Origin of the sequence: Vibrio sp. MA40-2 (genome assembly GCF_047302445.1) — a bacterium.
Taxonomy (GTDB): Bacteria; Pseudomonadota; Gammaproteobacteria; order Enterobacterales; family Vibrionaceae; genus Vibrio.
In genome coordinates this window covers 152,367-168,967 of record NZ_CP178628.1, presented here as the reverse complement: position 1 = coordinate 168,967, position 16,601 = coordinate 152,367, and the positions used below count along the sequence as shown (strand labels likewise).

At 40.6% G+C, this 16,601-nt stretch carries 12 protein-coding genes; all 12 read left to right on the top strand.

The window, feature by feature from the left end; all coding sequences use genetic code 11:
- Complete coding sequence (gene flgJ / locus ACLKML_RS08150) at positions 1-927, top strand: flagellar assembly peptidoglycan hydrolase FlgJ (RefSeq protein WP_413284902.1); 927 nt, start codon at positions 1-3, stop codon at positions 925-927.
- A gap of 279 nt (positions 928-1,206) precedes the next feature.
- On the top strand, positions 1,207-3,081 hold the full coding sequence (gene flgK / locus ACLKML_RS08145) for a flagellar hook-associated protein FlgK (RefSeq protein ID WP_413284901.1): 1,875 nt from the start codon (positions 1,207-1,209) through the stop codon (positions 3,079-3,081).
- Positions 3,082-3,093: 12 nt separating this feature from the next.
- Positions 3,094-4,287 carry a flagellar hook-associated protein FlgL gene (gene flgL, locus ACLKML_RS08140; protein ID WP_413284900.1) on the top strand — a complete coding sequence of 398 codons (1,194 nt, stop codon included), beginning with the start codon at positions 3,094-3,096 and terminating at the stop codon, positions 4,285-4,287.
- Positions 4,288-4,837: 550 nt separating this feature from the next.
- The gene (locus ACLKML_RS08135) at positions 4,838-5,992 is read left to right on the top strand and encodes a flagellin (RefSeq protein WP_413284899.1); all 1,155 of its coding nucleotides are present in this window, start codon (positions 4,838-4,840) and stop codon (positions 5,990-5,992) included.
- Positions 5,993-6,653: 661 nt separating this feature from the next.
- Complete coding sequence (locus tag ACLKML_RS08130) at positions 6,654-8,042, top strand: trypsin-like serine protease (RefSeq protein ID WP_413284898.1); 1,389 nt, start codon at positions 6,654-6,656, stop codon at positions 8,040-8,042.
- 839 nt (positions 8,043-8,881) lie between these two features.
- A complete protein-coding gene (locus tag ACLKML_RS08125; protein WP_413284897.1) occupies positions 8,882-10,012 on the top strand; it encodes a flagellin in 1,131 nt (376 codons plus the stop codon).
- A gap of 296 nt (positions 10,013-10,308) precedes the next feature.
- A complete protein-coding gene (locus ACLKML_RS08120; protein WP_413284896.1) occupies positions 10,309-11,445 on the top strand; it encodes a flagellin in 1,137 nt (378 codons plus the stop codon).
- A 40-nt stretch (positions 11,446-11,485) separates the two neighbouring features.
- Positions 11,486-11,941, top strand: a complete 456-nt coding sequence (locus ACLKML_RS08115; protein WP_413284895.1) for a flagellar protein FlaG — start codon at positions 11,486-11,488, stop codon at positions 11,939-11,941.
- A gap of 27 nt (positions 11,942-11,968) precedes the next feature.
- Entirely contained in the window at positions 11,969-14,041 is a 2,073-nt protein-coding gene (gene fliD / locus ACLKML_RS08110; RefSeq protein ID WP_413284894.1) for a flagellar filament capping protein FliD, read from the top strand.
- Between the two features lies 1 nt (position 14,042).
- Positions 14,043-14,348: a flagellar protein FliT gene (locus ACLKML_RS08105; RefSeq protein WP_413284893.1), complete on the top strand. Its 306-nt coding sequence runs from the start codon at positions 14,043-14,045 to the stop codon at positions 14,346-14,348.
- A gap of 13 nt (positions 14,349-14,361) precedes the next feature.
- A complete protein-coding gene (gene fliS / locus ACLKML_RS08100) occupies positions 14,362-14,772 on the top strand; it encodes a flagellar export chaperone FliS (RefSeq protein ID WP_413284892.1) in 411 nt (136 codons plus the stop codon).
- Positions 14,773-15,003: 231 nt separating this feature from the next.
- Positions 15,004-16,470 (top strand): sigma-54 dependent transcriptional regulator, encoded by a 1,467-nt coding sequence (locus ACLKML_RS08095; RefSeq protein ID WP_413284891.1) that lies wholly within the window; start codon positions 15,004-15,006, stop codon positions 16,468-16,470.
- Positions 16,471-16,601: the final 131 nt, after the last annotated feature.

Sequence of the window (16,601 nt, the reverse complement as noted above, 5' to 3'; positions counted from 1 at the left end):
ATGATAGACAATGCTAATGACATCGGATTTATTCACGATATCGCCAGTTTAGATAAACTGCGTCAAAATGCGGTAAGTGATGATGATGGTAGCCAAAAAGAAGCACTGACTGCGGCGGCAAAACAGTTTGAATCGATTTTCACTACTATGCTGTTTAAATCCATGCGAGATGCCAATGCATCGTTTGAATCCGATTTAATGAAAAGTCAGAATCAAGACTTTTACCGCCAAATGATGGACGAGCAAATGGCCAGTGAATTAAGTGCTTCTGGCTCTTTAGGCCTCGCCGATATGATTGTTGCTCAATTGAGTTCCGGTACGTCCGGTGATGACAGTGAAATAACCATGCGCAATGCTGCGTTGGACACCACATTACGTCTACCTGTCGATGAAGCGAAATATGCTGATCTCGATAACAAAAAACTGGCCGCCGTGCCATTGAGTCAAAACCAGCCAGAAGGCCGTTTTGACACTCCAGAGCAGTTTGTACAATCATTAAAACCTTATGCAGACAAAGCAGCGAAAGCGTTAGGCATTGACTCTTCAATCCTTATTGCTCAAGCCGCATTGGAAACAGGCTGGGGTAAAAAAGTCATCAATAACTCGTTAGGCAGCAGTAACAACTTGTTTAATATCAAAGCGGATAACAGTTGGAAAGGTGACAAAGTTGCCACTCAAACGCTAGAGTTTCATGACAATGTGCCGGTGAAAGAAAAGGCGGCCTTTCGTTCCTACGATAGTTATGAAGAAAGCTTTAATGATTTTGTTCGTTTTCTTAATCAAAATCCAAGATACCAAACAACACTTTCTCAGAATAATAACTCTGAATCGTTTATTCGAGGTATCCACAAAGCCGGTTATGCAACCGATCCAAACTACGCCGACAAGGTCCTACAAGTAAAACGACGAATAGATAAGATGCAATAACATACGGCTTTAAAATACCAAGATTAAAAATAAGAAGGGAGGCAAAGCCTCCTTTTTTCTCATCAATAGCTCTTTTTTCTCTCAGCACCATCACTCTTTCAGCACCATTTTTGTTGTTTTGTATAAGCATTGTTTATTTTTATAAACCGCCTTCTCCCGCATATCGAATGGGCATTTTTTTGAATGTCATCGCAAATTAAACTATTGGCATGCACTTTGCTTGATAGAATGTAAGTTAAGAAAAAAACATCTATTTATCGTGGTTTTACTGGGGGCATTATGGCATCGGACTTGTTGAATGTTGGTACTCAGAGCGTATTAACCGCTCAGAGACAACTCAACACCACTGGTCATAACATATCGAATGCGAATACCGAAGGCTATAGTCGGCAATCGGTGATCCAAGCAACAAATTCGCCTCGTATGTACGGTGGCGAAACCTATGGCATGGGTGTTCATGTGGAAAATGTTCGCCGCTCTTGGGACCAATTTGCCGTCAATGAACTCAATGTCTCGACTACCAGCAAAGCATTGCGTGAAGATGACGAACAAAATCTAAGCCAACTAACCAGTATGCTCTCTTCGATGGCATCTAAAAAAATCCCCGAAAACATTAATGAATGGTTTGATTCCATCAAAACACTGGCTGATTCCCCTAATGATATGGGCGCTCGTAAAGTGGTATTAGAAAAGGCCGGCCTTATTAGTCAAAATTTGAATACTTTTTATGAAACTGTGCGTCAACAGTCGTCCAATACTAACCGTAAACTTGATCTTGCCGTTGAAAGAGTCAATCAAATTGGTGACGAAATAAAAGAACTACATCAGTTAATGATGCGGTCGCCAGGGCCACATAATGACTTAATGGATAGCCATGAAAAATTGATAAAAGAGCTTTCTGAGTACACCAAAGTTACCGTTACACCTCGTAGCAATAATGAGGGCTTTAATATTCATATTGGTAGTGGCCATACATTAGTTTCAGGTGTTGAATCGAGTAAATTGACCATGATTGACGGATCGCCAGATGCACAGCAACGTCAATTAGCCCTGATTGAAGGCAAAGGGATAAAAGCGATTAGCCATACCGATATTGATGGGAAATTAGAGTCATTATTTAGGATGCGGGATGATCTTATTCCTTATGTACAAGATGAATTAGGCCGTGTTGCCACCTCTATTTCTTATGGTGTTAATGAGTTACAAGCTCAAGGGTTAGATCTAAATGGAGCGATCGGCGCATCGGTTTTTACGGATGTGAATTCAGACCGAATCGCACAATCCCGAGTGGTACTAGAGAAAAACTCTCAAGCAGATTTAGCGGTATATATTGATGATATTTCGCAAATAAAGGCAGGCGATTATCAGCTTCGTTATGACGGCAGTGATTATACGGTAGTAAAACCTTCTGGTGATGTTGTACAAGTAGAACCAAAAAACTCGGCTTTATATATTGATGGCATGCGAGTTGAAATGAATAATTCGCCTCGCTCTGGTGAAAAAATTATCTTACGCCCAGTTCGGTTTGGCGCGGAGCAAATGAAAGTGGCAATGAATGACCCGGCTAAAATTGCCGCTCAAAGTTATGCCAGTTCGGCAACGTTTGAACAAGGTGACGCCGATTTCCGAGTCGTACAAGCGGGAGATGTAAAAGAATTTCAAGTTGTGATTTCTCCCAAAGGCGATCAATTTGCCGTTTTAGATATGGACGGAAAAATACTACTCCAACCGCAAGACTACCCGCCATCTGGTCCAGTAACCGTTCAAGGTACAACATTTGAATTGACAGATGGCGCTATCGCTAACGATAAGTTTGCCGCCAACCTCACCGCATCGGAAGGTGACAACGGTAATCTACGTAAAATGCAGGATCTACAAACGGCCAAAAATTTAAATGAAAATAATTCGACAATTTTACAGCTTTATCACGATCTCAATACTGATATAGGTTTAAAAATGTCTACCGCATCCAGATTGTCTGAAGTCGCTCGTCTTGAGAATGAATCGGCACAAGAACGTGTTGCCGAAATTTCCGGCGTAAACCTAGATGAAGAAGCCGCTAACATGATGAAATTTCAGCAATCATACATGGCTTCTTCTCGTATCATGCAAGTTGCAAACGATACGTTTAATACAATATTAGCATTGCGCTAGGAGGCTAATTAGATGGTTGGACGTATTTCAAGTTTTCATAATTACCAGTCAGTGCAAAATGACCTTCGCCGACAAGAAGCCAAGGTTATTCATAATCAGGCGCAATTGGCTTCGGGGAAAAAACTACTCAGTTCCGGAGATGATCCATTAGCAACACACTATGTTCAAAGTATTGGCCAGCAGTCAGAGCAACTTAGTCAGTATATGGATGCGATCGTTTTAACGCGCAATCGTCTGGAGCATCATGAAGTACTGGTTGCTAACTCAGAAAATTATGCTGATGAAGCGAAACGAACCGTAATGGAAATGATTAACGGCGCGCATTCAAAAGAAGATCGTTTAGCAAAAACGAGAGAAATGGACGAAATATTTGGCAATTTACTCAATTTAGCCAATAGCCAAGATGAATCGGGCAATTATATCTTTTCCGGTACCAAGCCTAAGAGTCAGCCATTCTTTAGAGATAACGAAGGCAATGTGACTTACACGGGTGACGATTATCAGCGCAAAATGAAAATTTCTAATCAGTTGGAAATGCCGCTTAACGATCCGGGCAGTAAGTTGTATATGGATATCGATAATCCCTTTGGTGATTACAAACCTAGCTATCAATTGCAAGAAGGCTCTCGGCTGTTATTAGAGAGAGCCACTAATTTAGATAGTGATGATGAATCGCAATATCAGATTACTTTTGTTGATATGGGCACAGGTAAATATGCGTATCAATTGAATAAAGACGGAAGTTCGGTGGCTGTCGAAGAGTTCGACCCTAAAAAAGGCATCAAATATAATGACTTATCTATTCAGATTAAAGGGCAAATTACGGCTGGCGACTCTATCTCACTCACACCTAGTCAATCAATTAGCCTATTTGACAGTTTTAAACAAGTCATTGATTTAGGTGATGCTTCCGTTTCTGACGCCTCTGCAACGGCGGAATTGCACAGATTAACTGAAGAATTCGACGCCGCCTTCATCCATCTTGGTAAAGCAAGAACCGATGTTGGTGCGCGTTTAAATACGCTTGATATTCAATCGGATTTACACGAAGACTTTAAGCTAACACTGGCTAAATCAAAAAGCGCCTTTGAAGATTTAGATTATTCACAAGCCGTAATTGAGTTTAACGAAAACTCACTCGCTTTAGAGGCATCGCAAAAAGCCTTCGGCAAGACGAAAGACCTTACGTTGTTTAATTATATCTAATATTACTTAATGGGATTTAGCAGCGGTTAATTTTATCCACTCTCCATTGCCATATGTGCTACTGCCATATGTGCGGAGAAAATAATTTCCTCGTTATTTTTGTAAGTTGCTTCTTTGTTGGCTCAATGCAACTTGAATAGCGGTAGTTTCGGTATGAGGTTAGAGTTCGCTTTACCGGCGTTAGGTATTGCTTAAATCAGCGCAAGCAGTTTAAGCCATAACAAAAGCGGCAAGAGTTGTCATGGCGTATATAACGGCAGAAAATTTTTGCCGCCTAGTTTGATATCAGGCTTTGAATATAGTTTCAATACAAGTTGTCTTTTTTGTAAGTGATTGATTTTAAATGAATATAATTTATTTGAAATTGAAATTAATAAATTGGCACACTAATTGTATTGTATTAAATATAGATAAAATGAATACGAAATGGATTAAGTGGACAAAATGGACGCTTAGTTCGGCAAGTAAATATACGGTCAGTGCTTATCCAAATGAGACTAAAGCTGACCGCTTCGCAGAACGCTTGCGAACTCAATAGGAGAGCAGAAAAATGGCTGTAACTGTAAGTACCAACGTCGCGGCGATGACATCTCAGCGCTATTTAAATAAAGCGTCTGATAATTTAAATACCTCGATGGAACGCTTGTCATCCGGACATAAAATTAATAGCGCCAAAGATGATGCGGCAGGTTTGCAAATTTCAAACCGACTCAATGCTCAATCACGTGGTTTAGATGTAGCAATGCGTAATGCCAACGATGGTATTTCTATTGCTCAGACTGCAGAAGGTGCGATGAATGAATCGACCTCTATTCTTACTCGTATGCGTGATTTATCACTTCAATCAGCAAACGGATCAAACTCATTGTCTGAGCGTGTTGCGATAAATGAAGAAGTCAGTGCATTACAAGACGAATTAAACCGAATTGCAGAAACCACATCTTTTGGTGGTCGTCGATTATTAAATGGCTCTTTTGGTGAAGCAGCATTCCAAATCGGTTCTAACTCTGGTGAAGCTATGATCATGGGCTTAACCAGTATTCGTGCTGACGATTACCGCATGGGCGGTTCAACCTTCAATGCTGAACTTCCAGAAGGGCAGACATTAAGCGGTGATTGGGGCGTGCCAGCAGATAAACTTGATATGAAATTTGTTTTCGCTGCTGACGAAAGCAATGAAGAAGTAGTTATCGATCTACAAGCAAAAGCTGGTGACGATATCGAAGAGCTAGCCACGTACATAAATGGCCAAACAGATAGATTATCTGCTTCTGTTGGTGAAGGCGGCAATCTGCAAATTTTTGTTGCTAACGACAAAATGGCAGGTGGATTAGATATATCAGGCTCTTTGGCTGCAGAAGTCGGTATTGGCGGAGCAGAAGCTGTTGCGACAACAGCTCAAGATATTGATGTAACATCAGTGAAAGGTTCACAAAATGCTGTTGGTGTTATTGATTCAGCTCTACGTTATGTGGACAGCCAACGTGCGGATTTAGGTGCTAAACAAAATCGCTTAGGTCACAGTATTAATAACTTGGCCAATATTCAAGAAAACGTAGAGTCTTCAAAAAGTCGAATCAAAGATACCGATTTTGCCAAAGAAACCACAGAACTGACCAAAAACCAAATTTTGCAACAGGCAGGGACTTCCATTCTTGCTCAAGCGAAACAATTACCACAATCTGCCATGTCACTACTTCAGTAGTCGATATGACCGTTGTAACGTTGTTCTGCATTAGTCGATACAGACGTGGATCAACATTGAATAACGTTATAGTGGTAATGGCATGTTAATTGGATGTTTCGCGGCTCTCTCACTCTCACTGCCAACAAACTGAAGATTATTATGCAACGTAAAGCTGGTTATGTGTTATTTCTCTCGATCTCCACATAGGCTACCTAGCTTGCGACACGACCAGCCCCAGTTCTCTCAAAGGAAATGGGGCTTTTCTCTTTCCACTTTCCTTATGTTTCCTTTTATTATTATTTTTGTCACTAACATATTGTTATTAATAAATAAAAAATATCATATGTGGTTGTTTGACAAAATATGGTTTGCTCTATACTCTCTCTTTTTGTACCTAATTGTGTCCAAATTTTTGTTATTTTTAAGGATTCCAATTGAGAGTTGAGGTGGAACTCGATAAACACACATCTAACCGAATTTCTACGTCCATCCTTTCCAAACGTATATTAATGAACACCTTTGAAATCATTTTGAAATACTAATTTACACGAGGTTGACTATCAAAAAACCAGTACCAGACTGGTTAATCGATAGGCTTTTGCAATCTCCATATTTTTATCAAAATTCTTTCATATTTTAAGAGTTTACAATATTAATGGGTTAATAGAGAGAAGCACAAATGAAAACAAGTTTAACAATAGCTGCGACGGCTATCATTGGTTGTCTATCTAGCTCAGTTCAAGCGGTTCAATACGGCTCAGATGTATCAAGTAGTGATTATGAGGATTTCTACGTTAGATTAGAAACGGATATCGGTACGTGCGGGGCAAGCCTTATTGGTGGACGATATATAGTGACCGCGAATCACTGCGTCAGCAACGAAGTAGATGGTGAAATGACAAGTGGTAACATCTTTTTTGGGGTGGCAACTGGTCTTGATGCGTCAGGTCTTAATCCGGCAGATAATAATGCAAGAACCGAAGATATTTCTTTTTCTGTCCATAACAATAATGACGCCACCTCTCGTTATGAAATGGCTGAGCTATCTCAAGTAATTTACAACAATAAAGTGCGTGTTGATTACCCTACCTTAGATACGGCAGGTCAGCTTTATTATTGGCTTGATTCCCAAACTGCTGAGGAATTGATGGAGGGAGACTTGGCTGTTTTGGTGCTAGATGAAGAAGTGGAACATCGAACAGGTCGATTGATTAAACCGCTTTACGACTATGATACCGACACCTCAAACCTACCAACTTACACTGATATGACCTTTTGGGGATGGGGCAAAACCGAAGATGGTGGCGCATCGGACACATTGAAAGAGACTACTTTCCTATCCATCCGAAATTGGGAAACACCTTATGATGAATATACAACCGTGTACGGAACAGAGGCGTACACTGCGTGTGACGATAGCACCGCCTATAATTGTGTATTCAAAGGTAATGATTGGTTCTTTGTTTACAATGACGAGGGAGAGGGGACACGAGAGGGTGACAGTGGTTCACCACTACGCTATGACGGGGCGATTTATGGAGTGCTAAATGGGACTGGTGGATCAAGCACCGCTATTTTTGAGCATTTTTCACTTTCTATGGATCTTTTTGTTGAGACTATAGGTGAGCTTGTCTATCCAAGTGGTGCAGGAATCGACATTGCTGAACTCGATTCCAGTAGTTACGACTTTGATGTGCCAATTCAGAATTTCACGAATAGCACAGTCACTCTAAGTTTGGATATGACCGATGATAGTGGATATTTTTCTGCTGATTATTCCGACTGTCCATCAACACTAGCGCCTACCGAGGGGTGTACTCTAAGCGTTAACTTTAATGAGTCTGGTAATTCCATTGCGACCGACCAAACCGCCACTATTCAACTTACGTCTAATGATTACATGACTATTGGCGCATACATCGAAACAGATGATTATTCATTTGAAGAAACTACAGAAAGCACAGAAAGCAGTTCTAGTGGTGGTGGTAGTGTAGGTGGTTTAGGACTTCTGCTATTCGGCTTTGCTGCGTATGCTCGAAGACGTGAAAGCAATAAGCTTGTTAACTAAAAATACCTGAAAGGTTATTACAACTTTCCCAAATGAAAGATATCACTAAACCAACTCTATATGACTGTATGGGTTGGTTTTTTTCTGTCTGAGCATAGGTAATCAATATCACCTTCTTTCTGCATGAAATAATAAAATGTAAGGGTAATTCGACGAGATCTATCAGCTTGAATCTACGCTGAAGTATAATTGGGTACAAGTGGTTTTGTGACGTAGATATTAAGTTGATTTAGAAAGGGAAGGTATTGATATAAAAACCAATGTTCAGGTCTATGGGAAAAATTTGTGGTCAATTTAGCTTGAATCATCTAGGCTTGTTCTAGAACCTACAATCGATTATTGGACTGTAAAAGGAAACTAAAATGATACCTTTCTATATGGCGTTGAGCTTGATAATAATCTTCTCTGTTGGGGTAGCTATATTTGCGATTAAATATGATGAGCGTAAATCGCAGTAACAACCAGACGTAAGTCGTCTGATTGCAGCTAATCGTATTTTGCGCTGCTTTATTTAGTTTTGGTATGGCAAATAGTTGCCATGGTACCAATTAGTATGTGTAACTAATTTTGTAAGCAATCAATTTGAATTTCAGTCGTAGGACCCTGCTCTTTTTAGTCTACTCGTTAATTTTAGCCGCCCTTTTTTTATCCTATTGAACTCTCCTCTATGCCTTAGTACAGTCAAATTGAAGGTTATTTGTAATTATTTATAAAAAATTTAAATTATTTGCTAAAGGAATTGATTTTCACGCCGTTAATGAAAGTAACTTTGAGAGAACTACTTGGTTTTCCGAGACGTCGGAAACCGCTTTAAACGGAAAATCAATTGGAGAATTACCATGGCAGTTAATGTAAATACAAACGTAGCAGCAATGACAGCACAACGTCATTTATCTAGCGCAGCAAGCGACCTAAATACGTCAATGGAACGCTTATCATCTGGTTTCAAAATTAACAATGCAAAAGACGACGCTGCAGGTTTACAAATTTCGAATCGTTTGAATGCCCAGAGTCGTGGTTTAGACGTAGCGGTACGAAATGCCAACGACGGCATTTCAATTGCGCAAACAGCAGAAGGGGCAATGAAAGAGACCTCAAATATCCTGCAACGTGTCCGTGATTTGTCTTTGCAATCGGCGAATGGCTCGAACTCAAAGCAAGAGCGAGTAGCGATTCAAGAAGAAGTGACGGCGTTAAACGACGAATTAAACCGTATAGCAGAAACGACCTCTTTTGGTGGAAATAAGTTGTTGAACGGTACGCATGGAACGAAATCCTTCCAAATAGGAGCGGACAATGGTGAGGCGGTGATGCTGAACCTAAAAGACATGCGTTCAGACAATGCCATGATGGGCGGTAGCGAATACAAAGCTGAAAACGGTCAAGGTAAAGATTGGAGTGTGGCTCAAGATGCGAGCATGACAATCAGCTTGACGGATAAGTTTGGTGATGCGCAAGAGTATGTTATCAACGCAAAAGCGGGCGATGATATTGAAGAGCTAGCCACGTATATCAATGGTCAGCAAGACGATGTAAGTGCATCAGTAGATGAAGAAGGTCGTTTGCAAGTGTTTGCGGGAAACAATAGCGTAGACGGAGAGGTTTCTTTTAGTGGTAGCCTAGCGAGCGAACTTGGTATGAGTGGTCCAACGGCGGTCACGGTTGATACAATTGATGTGACTAGCGTAGGTGGAGCACAAAACGCGGTAGCAGTGGTGGACGCGGCGATGAAATACGTGGACAGTCACCGTAGTGAGTTGGGAGCCTTCCAAAACCGTTTTGACCATGCGATAAATAACTTAGATAACATAAATGAAAACGTGAATGCATCGAACAGTCGAATTAAAGACACAGATTTCGCGAAAGAAACCACAGCGATGACTAAGTCTCAGATTTTACAACAAGCTTCAACGTCGATACTTGCGCAAGCTAAACAAGCACCAAACACAGCGCTGAGTTTATTAGGATAAATAAGCCTACTAGAGTAACCTAAGCCTATTAGGTTATTCGCTTCAGCAATAACTGATTGTATCGAGACGAGCAGCAATAAAAACCCAGCCAGAAATGGCTGGGTTTTGTTGTTTAAGGATAAAGATTAATCGGACGCCATAAAGTACAAAACAAGTTTTATATAAAAAAACAAATAATTTCCTAAAGGTATTTTTTTATCGGCCGTTATAAGGGACGAGAGAAATAAAATTCGATGAGCCCTAGCGTGGTGAGAGACGCAAAGGCCCATCACCCCACATGCCGAAGGAGATCAATTATGGCAATAAATGTGAACACTAACGTGTCTGCAATGACCGCTCAACGCCACTTGGCTGGTGCTGCTGAAGGTCTAAACAAATCAATGGAACGCCTGTCTTCAGGTTACAAGATTAACAGCGCTAAAGACGATGCTGCTGGTCTGCAAATTTCCAACCGACTTACTTCCCAAAGCCGTGGCTTAGATTCTGCAGTACGAAATGCGAACGATGGCATTTCTATTGCTCAGACAGCCGAAGGAGCAATGAAAGAAACGACTAATATTATGCAGCGTATGCGTGATCTTTCTTTGCAATCTTCGAATGGTTCTAACTCCCGTTCTGAACGTGTTGCGATTCAAGAAGAAATTTCTGCGCTCAATGACGAATTGAATCGTATTGCAGAAACAACCTCTTTTGGTGGCAATAAACTATTAAACGGTTCGTATGGCTCCAAATCGTTCCAAATCGGCGCAGATGCTGGTGAGTCGGTGATGTTATCTATGGGTAACATGCGATCTGACGATTCAAATATGGCTGGCAAAAGCTATGTTGCTACAGAAGGCCAAAGTAAAGATTGGTCAGTGCAACAAGGATCCAATGATCTTACTATCTCTTATAATGATCAATCAGGCCAAGCCAAAGAAATTACCGTGAATGCGAAAGCCGGCGATGATTTAGAAGAGCTGGCGACGTACATTAATGGTCAAAATGAAGACATTACCGCTTCTGTTGGTGAAGAAGGAAAATTGCAGGTTTTTGCTTCGAATCAAAGTGTGGAAAATGGTGACGTTACTTTTGGTGGCTCATTAGCGGGCGAATTAAATTTGGCTGCTGGTGTCGAGCAAAGTGTTAATGATATTGATGTCACCACTGTTGCGGGTTCACAACAAGCTGTTGCTATTCTTGATGGTGCTTTACAAAATGTTGATAGCCAACGTGCAGGCCTTGGTGCTTTCCAAAATCGATTTAATCATGCGATTAACAATCTAGAAAATATTAATGAGAATGTTAACGCGTCAAGAAGCCGCATCATGGATACTGATTTTGCTAAAGAGACCACTCAGATGACTAAATCGCAGATTCTTCAGAATGCGAGTACTTCAGTGTTGGCTCAAGCAAAACAATCTCCATCAACCGCGTTGAGCTTATTGGGGTAAGTTGATAACCGCTTAACAACAAGGTGGAAGGGAGATCGGTATGGATATATCTGCATACACATCGAACATCCAGCCGTATGGCGAACCGAATGGCAAATACAATGAGCTCAATGGTAAGCCAGATGGCATTAAACTTGCTTTAAAAGATGGTGACGCGACAGATAAATTAGTGTCGACTCAGAAAGAAGTCGGTAGAGTAGCAACTGAAACTGACATAGCAGAGAAAACTAAGGCGGTAGAAGATTTAGTTCAAAAAAAAATTGATCTAAATAAAGCTCAACTACAAAAAATGGTAGAGAAAATGGATGAATTCGTTAACTCTATCAATAAAGGCCTTTCGTTTCGTGTTGATGAGGAATTGGGAAGAGATGTGGTCACAATTTTTGAAGCCAGTACTGGCGACATAATTAGACAAATTCCCGATGAAGAGATGCTAATTATACTGAGACGTTTAGCGTCAGCTTCCTCTGGTTTATTTATTGAGGAAAAAGTTTAACAGCTTTGTTTAAATATAGGTGAGTGAATGAGTGTAGGCCCTTTGGGTATGTCGTCTGGTATGGATATCAATACCATGGTTAGTAAAATTGTTGATTCTGAGCGTGTTCCTAAACAAGCTCGGCTTGACAACGACCGTGCACAAATTGGTATTGATATTAGTGCATACGGCCGCCTCAGAGAGTCACTTGATACGATGAAAAATCTGATGGCAAACTTTCGTCAAGATAAAGCTTTTGCGGTAAGAACCGTGGAATCTACTGATGATGGTTTGGTATCAGCATCGGCGACAACAGAAGCTATTGCTGGTCGATATGGTATCGATGTACTGCAGCTTGCTCAAAGCCATAAAGTGGCATCAGAAGCATTGTCTGATGACACAAAATTTGGCCCCGGCAAGCTGCAAATTTCACTAGGTGAAAAACAGTTTTCAGTAGAGGTTAGAAATTATTCTAATCTAAAAGATGTAGTAAGAGGCATTAACGGTGCAAACAATAACCCTGGAGTAAGAGCGTCTATAATCAATGATGCTAATGGGCAGCGGTTGATTGTTGCGTCAGATAAATCTGGGGCAGATAACGATATAAAAATTTCTGTGGACTCCGAAACGACTAATCCACTGAAAAAATTTGAATATAAAACCCTTGAAGAGCGTCTAAAGTCTCTTGAAGAGGCAAGAGCGGCAGCCGCCAAAGCACTGGCGACCCCAATTGAAGGGCAAGATATTGCCAATCAAAAAAACCAACAACTCGCTAACGAAATTATTGCTTCTGGTAAACAATCAGATAATCGTGCCGCCGACACGGTATTGGCTAAAGGTGCGCCAACAGCAAGTATTGCGGGTGAACGTTTTTCAGAGGACCGTTCTGTAAATGAAAATCCTACAAACGAACAAACGCTAGGCGAGAATGAGCAATCGACAACGAGTTATGTCAAAGCTGAAGATTCTATTCCCGGCTGGACAGAAACGGCTTCAGGAACACTACTCGATTCTTATCAACCACCCGAACCAGAGTTGGATAAAAAAGCGTTAGATAAAATGGGGCAAGTGCCGGGCTGGAGTAATACTGCTTCTGGCACATTAACCGATTCTTACCTCACGCCACAAGAAGCCGAAGAAGCGGAAGCATTGAGAGAGGCCGTTGAACAGGCGGATATTCTGGCTCAAAAAACCAAACAAGATCAACAAGTAGCAGAGAAAGTAGCGTCTATTGATCAGTCGGTTGCTAACGGCAGCTTAACAAAAGATCAAGGCTATCAAGCCAAACTGGATTTATTGCCACCAGAAGAGCGTGCCAAAAAAGTGGCGGTGGATAAGACTCAAGCGGCGCTACAAAGTGCTCAAGATTCTATAGCAAGTTATTCTGGTATGACAGAGACACAAGCCGCTCAAGATTCTATTGTTATGCTAGATGGCATTGCCCAATTGAGTAGCGAAAACAATGTTATTGAGAATGCGATTGATGGTATCGATATTACCGTTAAAGGAGTAACCGATCCCACAGACAAAAAAACAGAAATTGGGGTTGAATATGATAGGCAGAGTGTGCGAGACGATATCGTACAATTTGTTGCCGCTTATAATCAATTTCATCAAGTTTCTAGTGATTTATCGACGGTTGATCCGCAAACTGGTGCCGCTGGACCTTTGGCTGGCGATAGCGTGGTAAGAACCGCTCAATCACGTTTGAAAGCGGCTTTTTCTACAGCGATCGAGCAAGCACCGGAAGATCTAAAAACCCTCACAGAATTTGGTATAACCAGTACTAGACAGGGTACGTTGGAAATTAATGATAAGATGCTTGATAGGCAACTGAATAAAAACTTCACTCGCCTTGAAGAATTTTTTGGTGGAAATAAAGGATTTGCTAAAAAAGTAGAAGATGCGATTCATTCTATGACCGGCGCAACCGGAACCTTAAGAACGCGAGAAAATTCGTTAAGAGAACAAAATTATCGCTTAGATGATCAACAAGTTTCTTTAGATCGTAGAATGGAAAGTCTACAAGATAGAACCAAGAATAAGTTTATGGCCATGCAAGATGCAACAGCTAAAATGCAAGGTCAACTTTCTGGCATGATGAATGCGTTAGGACAATAGTGTGGACCAATTAATCGAAAAGTTAAAAGTTCTAGACCATAACATGATTGATCTATTGCTTGAAGACCAAGTAGATAGCGAAAAAATCCTTGCATCTATTAATGAAAGGGAACATATTTTGCAAGAGATTTTGTTACAAGCTAAGTCTGTTGCTGAATTTGAAAGTTCGCTTGATTGGCAGCAAGCTATTCAACGGACAAAGCGTATTGTTGAACTGGCTCAGTCAGAAACAAATCAATTAGGCGAACAGCTTAAAAAGTACCGTCACGGTAACAAATCAGTACGACGTTACCAACAGTTTTTATAAAAAGAGGAATACCATGCGTGGTTCTTTACAAGCATATAAAAAAGTCTCTGTAGACAGTCAATTGAGTGCGGCGTCTCCGCACAAAGTGATTCAAATGCTGATGGCTGGCGCGATAGAGCGTTTGGTCCAAGGCAAAGCTGCAATGGCTCAAGGAAATATTGCAGTCAAAGGCGAACGCTTAGGTAAAGCACTAGATATTGTTATTAGCCTACGCACGTGTTTGTCTATGGATGAGGGAGGCGATGTGGCGCAAAATCTTGATCAATTATATGAATTTATGATCGCACAGATTTCATTGGCGAACGCAGAAAATAACCCGCAAGCAATTGACGATGTGGTGGGGATTTTAAGAGATATTAAATCCGCATGGGATCAAATTCCTGGCGAATACCATAATTTAACCGCAGCGGAAATAGGTCAATAACTTTTAAATAGTAAAAATAGACGTTTAAAATCAGCAATTACTGCCATTTAGTTAGTTGCCTTATTTTACAGATACCATAAAATAAAGCCCATTAGAGCTGAGTTTACTCATCTACTGGGCTTTTTTTGTTGATGTTCTCTCCTAATTGGCTATCGTTAAAAGAGATTTTGTTTGTATTACTAAGCTAATAAGACATCCCACTAAAAATAAATAAAGGCACTTTCTAACGCTATGGATAGATTAGCTAAACTGTTAGTCATTGAAGATAATGAAAATTTACAGTTTCAGATCTCGACAATTCTGGAATTCATTGGGGAACATGCGCTTGTTATTCATTCAGACCAAGTTGAATCAGTTAAGTGGTCTACTGATTGGTCTGCCTGTATTTTGGGGTCAATTGATAACCAAGATACTGAAAATTACATTATTCAGAAAATTAAGACCTCGATACATATTCCCATATTATCGTTAGTCAAAAACGTTGGCTTGCTTACTGAATTTCCTCATTTTATTGGTGAATTGGTTCTGCCTCTTAATTACACTCAACTGACCGATGCGCTTCATCATTGTTCAATATTTTTAGGTAAGCAGGGTAGCGACTTTTCAATTGCTCGCAAAAGTACACTATTTCGAAGCTTAGTCGGCGATAGTGCGAGTATAAAAGAAGTGCGTCACTTGATCGAACAAGTGGCGGTTACCGAAGCCAATGTTCTGATTTTAGGTGAATCCGGCACGGGAAAAGAAGTTGTTGCAAGAAATGTGCATTATCATTCAGCTCGGCGTAAAGGCCCATTTGTTCCAATAAATTGCGGTGCTATTCCAGCGGAACTGCTAGAAAGCGAGTTATTTGGTCACGAAAAAGGCGCATTTACCGGTGCAATTACAGCGAGAAAAGGTCGCTTTGAATTAGCCGAAGGTGGCACCATCTTCTTAGATGAAATTGGTGATATGCCAATGCCAATGCAAGTTAAGTTATTGCGCGTACTGCAAGAGCGTTGTTTCGAAAGAGTTGGGGGTAACAGTACGATAAAAGTTGACGTTCGAGTTGTTGCCGCAACACATCGCAATTTAGATCGCATGATCACGGACGGTAATTTTAGAGAAGATCTCTATTATCGGCTCAATGTTTTTCCAATTGAAATGCCAGCATTGCGTGAACGGAACGATGATATTCCACTATTGCTAACAGAATTGATGTCTAGAATGGAAGCGGAAGGAAGCCATGCGATTCGATTCAGTCCTAGAGCCGTCGATTCATTAATGGAACATAACTGGCCAGGAAATGTTCGTGAATTAGCCAACTTAGTTGAACGTATGGTTATTTTATATCCTAACAAACTAGTTGATGTAACTAATTTGCCGACTAAGTATCGTTACAGTGATATTCCTGAATTTCAGCCAGAATACACCTTAAATAGCAGTAGCATTGAGGAACAAGAGCGCGAAGTATTAACCAGTATTTTTTCTAGCGACTTTTCTACCAGTGACGATGCTGAACTAAATAGCTCCGATGGCGGAGTAAATATTTTGCCGGAAGAAGGATTAAACCTAAAAGAGCATTTAGCCGATCTTGAAGTCGATTTGATTAATCAAGCGTTGGATATTCAAGATGGCGTGGTTGCTAGAGCGGCAGAAATGTTAGAGATGAGACGAACCACTTTGGTTGAAAAAATGAAAAAATATAACTTACAACGTTAATTTAAATAGAAATGTTCACTGTGCCAATAATATGACAGTGTTGTTTTTACTTAAGTTATTGAAATAATATAAGAAATATTTGGCTCACTTATTGCTTGATAGTATGCTGTACTATTTAGCCGAGAGACCCA